Genomic DNA, 11,799 nt, shown 5'->3' on the forward strand with positions numbered 1-11,799 from the left:
CATCTTGTTGAATGACCACGTGACTAGCGACCCCGAGGCGAGTCGCGCGGAGGATGTCGTCGAGATGAGCCAGACCGCTGTCTTGATGGCAGGTTCGAGACGTTTCGCAGCCCGTCAACGCAGGGTCGCCACGCTCATCCCCCTCCCCCTCCCCCTCCCCCTGATCCCCGCTGCCCGAGCGCGCCAATGACATATACGATCTTCGACCTGTTGCAAGCCTCGGACCAGACGCCGAGGTTCATAGATGAGCGGGTCCTTCGAGCGATCGGGCACCTCGTTGACGGCGGGCATGTTCGGCAGGCGCCCAATGATGCGGTAGTCGCGGCCGCCTGCCTCGGAGATCCCCTCAGCACGGTCCGTCGACTCGCCGAGGCCGGTGTGCTGCCCGATGCGCTCCCGGATGAGCAACGACATGATCTATGTGTGCGCCTGTCACTTGGCCCGAATCAGCTCGACAGCAAGGCCGTTCTGGCCAACCCGAGTGCCGTGGCGGTATTTCTCGGCCTCCCCGAGGTGCGCAGCCGCACTGCAGTGCAGGCACCGACCGACGCGGCGCCGGCCTACGGCCTCTTCCCACATCAACGCCGCGCCGTGGTCCGCGCCCGTAGACTTCTGCGACTCGGCCGTACCCGGCTGCTGCTGCACATGCCAACCGGGGCCGGCAAGACCCGCACCACCATGAGCATGGTGGCCGACTATCTGCGCGAGAACGAGGGCCGCGTGGTCCTCTGGTTTGCCGCTACCCGAGAGCTGCTAGATCAAGCGGCGCGTGAATTTCACAAGGCATGGTCGCTGCTTGGCGACCGACCCGTCCCCATCGTTTCGGCCTGGGGCGGTCAGGACACCGACTTCACCGACCTCACCGACGGCCTCATCGTGGCCAGCTTGCAGACCGTCCATGCCCGTCGCAGCGACCCCGGTTTCATCCCTGGCCTCGGTCGCCGTGTTGGACTCATCGTTTTCGACGAAGCGCATCAAGCGATCGCTCGCACCTACCGGTATGTGGTCGAGCAACTCTCCGCCGCAGGGCAACCGGTCACCCCCATCATCGGGCTCAGTGCGACTCCGGGACGAACCTTCCTCGGAGGGCGATCGGACACAGACCTCGCCGAGTTCTTCGAGCACACGAAAGTGGAGCTCGATACCGCTACTGAAGGGGCGGACAATCCGGTCGCATACCTGATCCGTCAGGGCTATCTCGCCGAGCCCGAATTCCGCCTTCTCGGAGACCTCCCAGAGGATGGGGAGGCGGAAAGCAGCAACGATGGCGAACCAGATGAAATCAGTCTCAATCTGGATAGCTACATACAAGAGGTTCTCGGCGCCACCTTGCAGCTAGTCAGAGAGTCACACCGCCGCATCATCGTTTTCGCTGCCTCGGTGGAACTGGCGCACACTCTGGCAGCATCGCTGCGATCAGTTGGCGTCCTCGCGGATGCAGTGGACGGAACAACGTCACCCGAACTCCGAGATACCGCAATCCGGATGTACAAGAGCCCGGCACCTACCCCTCGCGTCCTTGTCAACTACGGCGTGCTGACGACCGGGTTCGACGCCCCGCAGACTAGCGCCGTCGTGATCGCGCGCCCGACGCGTTCCCTCGTGCTGTACAGCCAGATGGTCGGCCGGGGCATCCGGGGCCCGAGGGCCGGCGGCAACAGGAAAGCCGTCGTCGTCACCGTAGTCGACCCTGCAGTCCCCGCATTCGGTTCCATCGCCGCCGCCTTCACCCACTGGGAGGACTTGTGGTAACACCCGACGCACGCCAGGAAGCTCCGCTACTCTCCGGCGAGCAGACCGTCAAATCCATCCGGGACACCGGGTACAAGGGCACTGACTACGCCCTCGCTGAATTGATCGACAACTCTTTCCAGTGGGGTCAGGCTCAGACGGTACTGCTGGTCATCGTCCAGCGCATGGTGCAGGGTAAACGGCGCGCCACCAAACGTGCCGACGAGATCTGGGTCATCGACGACGGCACCGGCATGACGGATCCAGCCGTCAACCTCGCCCTGTCGTTCGGTGGGTCCGGCAAGTACGACGACCGATCGGGCATTGGCCGTTTCGGCATGGGCCTGCCGCAGGCAAGCGTCTCACAGTGCAAGCGGACCGATGTCTGGACCTGGCAAAGAACACAACCGGAGAACGCCTCCCACACCTATCTCGATCTGCAAAAACTCTCACAGCCCGGCAAGGGAGCCACTCTCACCGTCCCGTGGCCAACTCACCCCGGTCAGTCGGGCTACAAAGCCATGCCCGACTGGGTCCTCGACGTCTTCAAGCAGCATGCCACTGCGGATACCTCGATGGGACAGTCGCTTTACGGCGGCACGGCCATTCGCTGGTCCACCCTCGACAGGGTCCGCTGGACCACTGCCAGCGCAATCCTTAAGCACGCGGAGTACCTACTGGGGCGGGTCTACCGGAACTTCCTGACCGCTGACTCCGAGCGGCGCCACATCAAAATTGCCATTGTCGACGCTGACATGATCGGCGGGCTAATCGACTTCCATGACGTACGCCCTAATGACCCCCTGTACCTACTGCCCGCCGACCAGAGCACACTAGAGTACTGGGAGCAGAACGCACCGGACGGCGAAGACGAAAAGTACGTACGGGTTTCCGAAAGTGGACCCTTTACCGCTCACCACAATTCCCGGACCTTCGAGATCGCTCGTGCCGACGGCACAGGTAGCTCCATAGTCCACGCGCGCCTGTCCCTGGCCCGACCCGAGGCCCGACCAGGGAGAAATCCCGGTAAAGACACCCACCAGGGTGGCCATGCCCGAGACAACGCCGGGATCTCGGTCGTGCGCGCCGGCCGCGAACTTGTCCTCGAACAGACTCTGAACGAGGAAGCCACCGACCGCTGGTGGGGTGTCGAGCTGTCCTTTAGCCCTGACCTCGACGAGATCTTCGGGGTGACGAACAACAAGCAGGACGTTCCCAACCTGACACAGGCACTGCAACTAGCTCGCAACTACGATCTACCGGAGGAGCAAGCCCTAGAAGAGGGTCTTTTCGACGAAGAGCACGAGATCGCCGAGCTCTACGGGATGGCACACCAGTTGCTGCTGCTCGTCCGTTCTCTGCGGCAGGAAGGCCGGGAAGGCCGAGACGCAGCATCGCGGGGCCGTTCCGCCCCACCGAACATCGCGGGCGTCGCCTCCAACATCAAGAAGACACGCTCCACAGTCATCCCCACGCCAGGCGAGAAGAAGTTCGCGGATGATCCGGACCCCGCGAAGGCCGCTGGCGCTATCGAGACGAAACTCAAGGCGGACGACGTCCCCGATCAAACCCGCAAGATAATCATCGAGAACTACAGGCGTGGCGTGACAGTCCAGATCTTGACACACGCCGAAAAACATGTCCCAGCGTTCTTCCGGCCTGACGAGGCCATGAACCTGGAGCTGCTGTGCTTGAACAACGCCCACCCCGCGTACCAGGCCATCATTGACCCGTTACGCGCCTCCGGCGAAGACATCTCCGCGATGAGCGAAGAGGAAGCTAAGAGACTCCTCACCAAAAGTGCCGATGCCATCACCTGGCTTCTGCTGGCCTACGCACGCTGTGAAAACGAATACCAGGGACACCCTCTCGCGGGCACCTGGAAGCAAATCCGCGACCAGTGGGGGCAACGCCTCGCCGAGACAGTGCAGGACTCTGCGTTCAAAGCTGCCGAAATCTTCGATGACAGCGCCGAAGACGACAGCGAGAGCGGTGTATGACGCAACCAGACATCGATCCTCAGCGCTGCGGATTCCGAGTCCTCGAACTCGTTTCCAACACAACCACTTTGACAATCATCGCGCCGTTCATCACCTCAGCCGGTATCAGGCCGATCCTCGCGGCATTGCCTCAGGACGCCGAGCTCGAGGTATACACCCGGTGGCGCCCGGATGAGGTCGCCGCCGGGGTGAGCGACCCACACATCTTCGATCTGGTCGGTGCCCGCGGCGGAACCGTTTCACTGCACCCAATCGTGCACGCCAAGGGATATTTGACAGGCTCAACTGCTCTAGTGGGCTCGGCCAACGTCACCGGGAACGGCCTTGGATGGAGCCGCCCCGGCGCCGTCGAAATCCTTGTCGAAACCTTACCGAGCGACCCGGCCCTGGTAACGCTGATGTCTGTGCTGCAAGCGACGTCGTCAACAGCCACAGAAGCGGACCGCGATGCTGTTATCGCGGCTGCTGCGGCGCTCCCCTCAGCACCACTACAGGCCGCTATTGAACCAGTGGACCGCGCAGACTGGCTCCCCTCCTACCGTATCCCTGAAGTGCTCTGGCTCGTCTACGACGGACAACGCGAAAGGGAACTCACGGACTTCGTGCAGCCCGAGCTCCAAGCATTAGGGGTTCCCGACGGTATCCAGAATGAACCTGCGTTCAACGCCTACGTCGGGGCGATCCTGCGACAAGGTTTCACCGGCCGCATCGCCCAGGAATGCAGCAACCTATCCACAATCAAAGCGGTGCAACGTCTGACTGAGCTCTGCACGTCAAGAGGCATCACTGTCCAGGATCCAGGCCTGCTGTGGGAAACCCTCGCGGCTTGGATCGCGCGGTTCATGCCCGGCTTCCAACGGATTCCTGGTGGTACGCGACTGATCCGCTAACGCCAGAGGCCAATCGGCCGGCCGGTATCGGGATCGAGAACTCGAACCGGCTGAGGGAACTCGGGCTTCGAGGATGGCTGCGACGACTGCTGCGGGATAGCCGCACACCGGCCGAGAGCTGAACGTAGCAACTCGGCTGCCGCGGCCATCCCGGCCGCCTCAGCTGCGGCGAGCAGGGTCCGGGCAGCCTTCGTCGCCTCCGCCTCTACGACACCACCCCTCCGGCCGGGACCACCTGCAGTGAGGTCTTGCATCTCGTACAGCCGAGCACGTAGGCGATCAACTTCGGCAGCCAAGCAGGCGTCGAAGTCTGTGGACGATAGCTCACCATCACATCTTGGTTCTTGCACCACAGCAAGCAGGCGAGCTACTGAATCCGGCAAAAAACTTCGACGGGCGCGATCAAGGTTGTCGGCACGTCGTTCCTCGAAACAGCTGCTAGCCAACGCCGCCCCTCTATCCTGCTCCGCCTCGCCACCAGTCGCGGCTCCACGCGCCGCCGGGACGGTATGGCCGGTCGACGCTGTCGTGGAACAAGAGCCGGAGTGACGTACATCAGCGTAGCGGAAGCTGCATGGGGCATCAGGACACCGATCGGCCGATCAGCGATCTCCAGCCCCCTCGGCCACAGAGCCCATAGTGGCCCGCCATCTACACGCAGTCCGCTCGCGATAGAGCCTGTCCTCAGCATTTGATCAACTACAGAACACAGCCGCTATCAGCGCCCCGGCGACCAGGTACGGACCGAAGGCAATGCTGTGCGTACGGCGCAGCGCCATGCGTGCTAGCGCTTCGGGTACGGCGAGCACGAAAGGCAGTAGGCCGCCGAGGAACACCGCAGGCCAACCGATGGCACCCAATGCCGCACCGAGCAGCGCGGCCAGCCGCACGTCGCCCAGGCCCATTCCGCTGCCTGCCACGATGACCAAAGCCAGGTATAGGCCGCCAAGCGCAGCCGCAGCGAGCGTGGCGGTGACCAGCATTCGGACCCGGCCCGTGATCGCTGCCTCACCGGCCAGCACAACGCCGACGGCCAGGGCAGCGACACTGACCACGGGCGTAGGCAGCCTGCGGAGGGCAACGTCAACGGCGGCGAGCAACACGCCGGTGTGCATCACCACCAACCAGACCCCCAGCAGGGGCAGGCCGCCGCGGGCGTCGCGCAGAAGCCAGGCTAGGCCGACGGAGGCGACAGCCATCCCGATACCGCACAGCGCCGATACGGCCACCGTTGTTCGCACGCTCCTGGCCGCCGCCGAGGTGTCCCCTTCGGCCACGCCCAACTTCGACGGGCCCGCGGCTACTGCCGGCTTGGTCGCCAGCCACGTGTACGCGTGCGGCAACGTCAGGCCGGCAAGTGCGCCGCCGGAGAGCGCCAGCCCCAGTGCTACGGGATTCATCGGCTGTGGCCTTCGGGGCGCACCCTCGGCCTACGCCGGTGCCGCGTCTGCACCTGTCGACCGCACGCAACCGACGCGGTAGGTCTCTGACCAACGCCGTATTTCCCGCATGAACGATGAAAGCAGCGGCAGCAGGTGGGTGCCGGCGGCGGTGAGAGTGTAGGTACCGGCACCTGCGTCGTCAACGTGGTGCACTAAGCCACCGTCGCGCAGACGGCGCAGGGCGTCATTGAGTGATTTCGAACTCGGCGCCGGTCGGATCTCCCGCAGCAGCTCCGAGAATCGCATCGGCCGCTGGCCGAGGGTCGTAAGGATTTCCAGGCTCCACCGCTGTGCGCACAGTTTAATGGCGTCTTGCGCGTCCTGGAGGTCGTCGTCCATCCGCCTGCCCTCCCCGTCAAGGTCGGCCAGAGGGCGAGTCTAGGGGATCGACTGCTCTACGTGAACAACAAACTCACCTTGAGTCAAGCCAAGATCTTCACGACGTTGAGGAATCTCATGGAGATGAGAGCGTGCTGGACACGAGACGGCCGCCCTTGGTGAGTGCATGCAACATGCCCACCAGCGCGCACCCGACGCTGGCCAGCCGGTACGCGCTTGCAGTGACGATCAGACCCCAAACCACCTTGCGCGGTTCGCGCCACAAAGCCCGATCGCCGCACGCCAGCACAGCTCTGCCCGCAATACAGCGCGGGTTGCCTCACCCGCTCCGCCAACGCCCCAACGGCGACCGCTACAGGCTACTCAACGCTAGAGACTTGCAATGGCGGCGGGCCGACGCGGAGCTCCTCGGCGAGGGTCAGCGGTCTGAGGACCCTCGGTAGCGAAGCTCATGGTACGCGACCGCCAGAGCCTTTCGAGGTTTCCAAAGTATTCGCTCTCAGTGGGCATAGCCTCACGAGTCCGACATCGACTTGCCGGATTGAAGCCGAAAAATTCACATTACCTGTAACCCCTGGGTGAGCACCTAGCAGTAATCACTGGGAGGTAAGCACGTTGCGGTAACTACGGGGGTCGGGTGTAGAGGTGGATCAGACATTCGTGCGTGCAACTTCCACGACAGCGGGGCGACCAGGCATCGCTGTCGCCACGAACCGTTCGGAGGCGGGACGGCAGATGACGAGCCGTAACAGACAGCGAAGTTCCACTATCCGATCACGAAGTCACCAGCTTCGGGCGGCGGGCTCAGCGATCGGCCTGATCCTGGCAGCCGGTGCGGGAGCTTGCGAGACCGGGAGCACCGGGCAAAAACCTTCTCCCACCGCCTCCGTCACTGTTTCCATACCCAGCCAGGATCCGCGTGGTGTCGCCGAGGACGCCGCGCTGGACGTGTACCGCGGCATGTGGGCCGCGTACGCGAAGGCCGGCCTCACTGCCAACCCCGACGAGCCTGACCTCAGCAGGTTCGCCAGCGACGGCGCGCTGAAGACGTTGCGGAATGGCCTGGCCACATACCGGGGCAAGAAGCAGGTACTCAAGGGCGAGTACGTCCTCAACCCGCAGGCGGCCGAAGTTGCGCTCACCTCCTCACCCGCGACGGTGACAGTCACTGACTGCATCGATGACAGCAACTTCCTGGTCTACAACTTGTCGGGCGAACCGATCAACGATGTGCCCGGGGGCCGGCAGAGTGCGCGGGCCACGGTCACGAACCTCGCGGCCGGCAGCTGGAAGGTCACCAGCTTCGGCGTCCAGGACGTGGGGTCGTGCTGATGCGTCGCACCGCCCAATCCCTGATCGCCACGGGCGCGGCAGCGATCGTGCTGGCATCCGGAAGCCCGGGATATGCCGACGGCGGCATCGGCGGGGTCAACTGCACGCAGAACCCGTCGGCTCCCGAATGCGAGATTAGCGCCGGCACCCCCGGCGGGCCTGGCGGCTCCACCGGCGGCAACCAGGGCAGCGGCGGGTCCGATGACGGCTCGGATAGCGGCGGCGAAGACGGCTGCTACTGGGCGCCAGTCGACGGGGACTTCCCGCCCCCGCCGGGTAAGGGCCCAGCCGGCGGTTGGTATTCGCGGACCTGCGTGGGCAACGGGATTGGGTCGCAGGAGGTGCCGGTGTGGCTGGACCAGGCCCCCGCGGTGAACCTAACGGCGTTGGCGCAGACAGCACGTTCTCGGCTGCGCCTGCCCTCGCCGCAGATCCGCACGAATCCCGCAACGGCGCCGTTCGTGCTGGTGCAGGTGCCGGTGTGGCTGTGGGTGGACCCGACGACGTGGGGTGCCCGGTCGGCGACCGCGTCGGTGCCAGGGGTGTCGGTCACCGCTACCGCGACACCGACGCAGGTGGTGTGGTCCTTCGGCGACGGCAGCGATGACCTGACGTGCGCTGGTCCAGGCAAGCCGTGGAGGCCGGGCACGGACCCACAGGCGTCGTCGCCGTGCGGGCATACCTACTCCTTCTCGTCCGCTGCCGCGGCGGGGGCGGCGTTCCGACTGCGGGCGACGGTGACGTGGTCTGTCGCCTGGTCTGGTGCCGGTAGTGGCGGCACTCTCGCCCCGCTCACGACGACCTCAACGGTGTCCGTGCAGGTGGCGGAGTCCCAGGCGATCGTCGGAGGTGATCGATGAGCGTCACCACGGATCGTCCCCGCGCGGCGGATGCCGCCGTCGCGGATCTGCCGCCGGTGTCCGCGGGTACGCGGCGGGTGGGGCGGCGCAGCGTGCGGCGGGTGGTCGCCGGGCTGCTGGTGGTCCTGGCGACGGTGGTGACGTTTTGGCAGGTGGATCTGCGCCGGCACGTTGACGAGCAGTTCCTCGCCGTAGCGCGGGACGTACACGCGGGTCAGGTCATCGCCGACGCCGATGTGCGGGTGGTGCGGGTGGCGAACCCGTCCGGACTGGATCTCGTGCCGGCCGAGCGGCGTGGGGGGATCGTCGGCCGTTCGGCGGCGGTGCCGCTGGCGGCGGGGAGCCTGCTGGTGTCGGCGCAAGTCGGGCCGGCGGCGTGGCCCGCGGCGGGGCAGGCGGTGATCGCGGTGCCGGTCAAGCCGGGCCGGGCCCCGACGAGCCTGACCGCCGGGTCGCGGGTGGTGGTGCTGGTCGCTCCGCCCGCGGGGGGACAGCAGGCGTCGCAGCAGAACAACGGTGTGCGCCGGGCGGTGGCCACGGTGGTGTCCGTGGCGGCGGGCGGGGACCAGGTGGGCACGCAGTTGGTGACGGTGCTGCTCGCCGCGGATTCGGCGGAAGCGGTCGCGGCGGCACCGGGAGACGTGTCGCTGGTGCAACTCGGCCCATCCCAATGAAATGTGAGGAGGCGCGGGAGATGTTGGTGGTGGTGGCGTCGGTGTCAGGCGCGCCGGGCGCGTCAACGACGGCGTTGGGGATGGCGGCGTTGTGGCCGGAGCACCCGGCGTTGCTGGTAGAGGCTGATCCCGGCGGTGGGGTGGTCGCTGCGCGGTTCGGGCTGGCGCAGGAGCCGGGTCTGGCGTCCTTGGCGGCAGCGGCACGGCATGGTGAGAACACCGATGGGGCGGCGCCGTACGTGCAGCAGGTGCCGCTGGGCTTGCACGTCCTCGTCGGGCCGGGTGCGGCCGAGACCGCCGCGGGGGCGGTATCGGTCCTCGCCGGCCAGGCCAACGCGGTCGCGCGGTTGGCTCCGTCGGTGGTGGTCGCCGACGCGGGCCGCCTATACGCGCACAGCCCGGCTTGGGACCTGCTGCGCTCCGCTGACGCAGTCGTGCTGGTCACCTGGGGGTCAACGGAGCACCTGGACCATCTGGACACCCGCCTGCCGGCGCTGCGTGCGGCTGCCGGGCTAGGTGGTATCGGGCTGGCCGTCTCCGGCAGGTCCGCCTACGCCCCGGCCGAGATCAGTGGACGCCTCGGTGTCCCGGTGTGGGCGCAGTTGCCCACCGACCGATGGGGCGCGGGCGTCCTCGCCGGGCGGATGACAGGGCGGGCGTGGACCCGTACCCGCCTCGCCCAGGCGCTGCGTGCCCTCGCCGCGTCCGTCGCGGTCGGCGGACAGTTCGCCGGTGCGGGGCTGGAGGTCACGCGGTGACCGCCACGGCCCTCAACGGTGGCACGACCGCGGCGCCGCCGGAGGTGTTGGCGCGGCTGCGCGCTCGGGTCAGCGACCGTCTGGCCGTGCACGGCGCGCAGCTTCCCGACGGTGAGCGCCACGCGGTGCTCGCGGGATACATCGCCGAGGAACTCGTCGTCCACGCTCGCGAGGACATCTCCGCCGGACAGCCGCCGCTCAATCCGCAGGCCGAGGCGGCCCTGGCCCGCGCTTTGCGGGACAGCTTCACCGGCCTGGGCGGGCTGCAGAGGTTAATCGACGACCCACGGGTAGAGGACATCTTCGTCAACGGCTGTGACAACGTGTGGATCCGCACGACCGACGGGCAGGTGCGGCGAGTGCCGCCGGTGGCCGGCTCTGACGACGACTTGGTCGACCTTGTGCGGATAGCGGCGGCGCGCAGTGGGCAGGAGGAGCGCCGCTTCGACCGTGGTTCCCCCGGCCTGTCTCTGCGGCTGCCCGGCGGGCAACGCCTGTTCGCCGTGATGGCGGTAGCGAAACGGCCCTCGTTGTCGATCCGCCGCAACACCCTGCACCGGGTGACTCTGGACGACCTGCTGCATCGCGGGGAGATCACGGTGGGGTTGCGGGAACTCATCCGGGCGCTGGTGCGGGCGCGTAAGAACATCGTGATCTGCGGAGGTGTCGGCGTAGGCAAGACCACCATGCTGCGGGCCGCCGCTGGCGCGATCAGCCCCAACGAGCGGATAGTCACCGTCGAGGACGCCTACGAACTCGGCCTTGACGAGGACATCGACGCGCACCCGAACACCACCGCACTTCAGCAGCGGGAGCCGAACCTCGAAGGCGTCGGTGGCATCGACATGTCCACGATGGTGCGCTGGGGCCTGCGAATGCGCCCGGACCGGGTAATTGTCGGCGAGACCCGTGGCGCGGAGGCCGTACCCATGCTCCTGGCCATGTCGCAGGGCAACGACGGCAGCATGTGCACCCTGCATGCCTCTTCCAGCAAGCAGGCGCTGACCCGGCTGGCCATGTACGTCATGCAGGCGCCGGAGAAGCTGACCTTCGATGCCGCGAACGTACTCATCGGCCAGGCCGTCGACTTCGTCGTCCACCTGGACGTCGCTACCGACGGCACCCGTGTCGTGTCGTCTGTCCGGCAGGTCCTGGAGACCGATGGCACCCAGGTCCCCTCCAACGAGATCTACCGCCCCGGCTCCGACCGGCGCGCCATCCCGGCCGCGCCGGTCCGCGCCGACACCCTCGACGAGCTCACCGCCGCCGGCCTCAACCCCAGCCTCCTCGTCCAGGACCGGTGGTGACCGTGGATCTGCTGCCGATCCTGCTCGGCCTGGGCTGCGCCGCCGGCCTTATCCTCGTCGCCGACGGGTTACGCCGCCGCCCACCCGGCACCCCGGCCGCCCGGACACGGCGGCGGTGGACCTCGGCCGACCGTTCCCGCCTCCTCGCGGCCATCGTGGCGGGCTTCGGTGCGGCAGCACTGACCCGCTGGCCGGTCGCGGCGCTGCTGACTGCCGCCGCGGTGTGGGCGCTGCCCCGCGTCCTCGGCCCCGACCGGGAACACATCCGCGCGATCGCCCGGATCGAGGCGATCGCTACCTGGGCCGAGCTGCTGCGCGACACCCTGTCCTCGGCCGCCGGCCTGGAGCAGGCAATCACCGCCACCGCTCCGGTAACACCGCAGCCCATCCGCCCCCAGGTGCTGGCCCTCGCGGGGGCGGTACGCGGGGGAGCACGGCTGCCCGACGCGCTGCGCGCGTTCGCCGC

General features: G+C 66.8%; 10 protein-coding genes and 1 pseudogene. 9 read left to right on the forward strand and 2 right to left on the reverse strand.

Going from position 1 to position 11,799, the window contains the following annotated elements; translation table 11 throughout:
- The first annotated feature begins 186 nt into the window (after nucleotides 1-186).
- The 3 genes from T398_RS14785 to T398_RS14795 are packed head-to-tail and all read left to right on the forward strand — an operon-like array spanning nucleotide 187 to nucleotide 4,621.
- The gene (locus tag T398_RS14785) at nucleotides 187-1,752 is read left to right on the forward strand and encodes a DEAD/DEAH box helicase (protein WP_496447485.1); all 1,566 of its coding nucleotides are present in this window, start codon (nucleotides 187-189) and stop codon (nucleotides 1,750-1,752) included.
- A complete protein-coding gene (locus T398_RS14790; protein WP_496447487.1) occupies nucleotides 1,746-3,731 on the forward strand; it encodes an ATP-binding protein in 1,986 nt (661 codons plus the stop codon). Before T398_RS14785 ends, T398_RS14790 begins: the two co-directional genes overlap by 7 nt.
- Entirely contained in the window at nucleotides 3,728-4,621 is an 894-nt protein-coding gene (locus tag T398_RS14795) for a phospholipase D-like domain-containing protein (protein ID WP_496447489.1), read from the forward strand. Before T398_RS14790 ends, T398_RS14795 begins: the two co-directional genes overlap by 4 nt.
- Before the next feature lie 695 nt (nucleotides 4,622-5,316).
- Here the strand turns inward: T398_RS14795 and T398_RS14800 are convergent.
- Together T398_RS14800 and T398_RS14805 are read right to left on the reverse strand one after the other, a co-directional pair.
- Nucleotides 5,317-6,021, reverse strand: a complete 705-nt coding sequence (locus tag T398_RS14800) for a prepilin peptidase (RefSeq protein WP_496447490.1) — start codon at nucleotides 6,019-6,021, stop codon at nucleotides 5,317-5,319.
- 30 nt (nucleotides 6,022-6,051) lie between these two features.
- On the reverse strand, nucleotides 6,052-6,402 hold the full coding sequence (locus tag T398_RS14805; protein WP_028193601.1) for a winged helix-turn-helix transcriptional regulator: 351 nt from the start codon (nucleotides 6,400-6,402) through the stop codon (nucleotides 6,052-6,054).
- 735 nt (nucleotides 6,403-7,137) lie between these two features.
- Here T398_RS14805 and T398_RS14810 point away from each other — a divergent pair.
- From T398_RS14810 to T398_RS14835, 6 genes and pseudogenes are all read left to right on the forward strand, one after another.
- On the forward strand, nucleotides 7,138-7,734 hold the full coding sequence (locus tag T398_RS14810) for a hypothetical protein (RefSeq protein WP_496447493.1): 597 nt from the start codon (nucleotides 7,138-7,140) through the stop codon (nucleotides 7,732-7,734).
- On the forward strand, nucleotides 7,728-8,594 hold the full coding sequence (locus T398_RS14815; protein ID WP_496447494.1) for a hypothetical protein: 867 nt from the start codon (nucleotides 7,728-7,730) through the stop codon (nucleotides 8,592-8,594). Before T398_RS14810 ends, T398_RS14815 begins: the two co-directional genes overlap by 7 nt.
- Nucleotides 8,591-9,268 carry an SAF domain-containing protein gene (locus T398_RS14820; RefSeq protein WP_496447495.1) on the forward strand — a complete coding sequence of 226 codons (678 nt, stop codon included), beginning with the start codon at nucleotides 8,591-8,593 and terminating at the stop codon, nucleotides 9,266-9,268. The genes T398_RS14815 and T398_RS14820 overlap by 4 nt, the downstream gene beginning before the upstream one ends.
- Nucleotides 9,269-9,288: 20 nt before the next feature.
- Nucleotides 9,289-10,026 (forward strand): MinD/ParA family ATP-binding protein, encoded by a 738-nt coding sequence (locus T398_RS14825; RefSeq protein WP_496447496.1) that lies wholly within the window; start codon nucleotides 9,289-9,291, stop codon nucleotides 10,024-10,026.
- Entirely contained in the window at nucleotides 10,023-11,333 is a 1,311-nt protein-coding gene (locus T398_RS14830; RefSeq protein ID WP_496447498.1) for a TadA family conjugal transfer-associated ATPase, read from the forward strand. The genes T398_RS14825 and T398_RS14830 overlap by 4 nt, the downstream gene beginning before the upstream one ends.
- A 2-nt stretch (nucleotides 11,334-11,335) precedes the next feature.
- Nucleotides 11,336-11,799: pseudogene (locus T398_RS14835) on the forward strand (type II secretion system F family protein); the annotation flags it as partial.

It is taken from the genome of Salinispora goodfellowii (assembly GCF_059570675.1).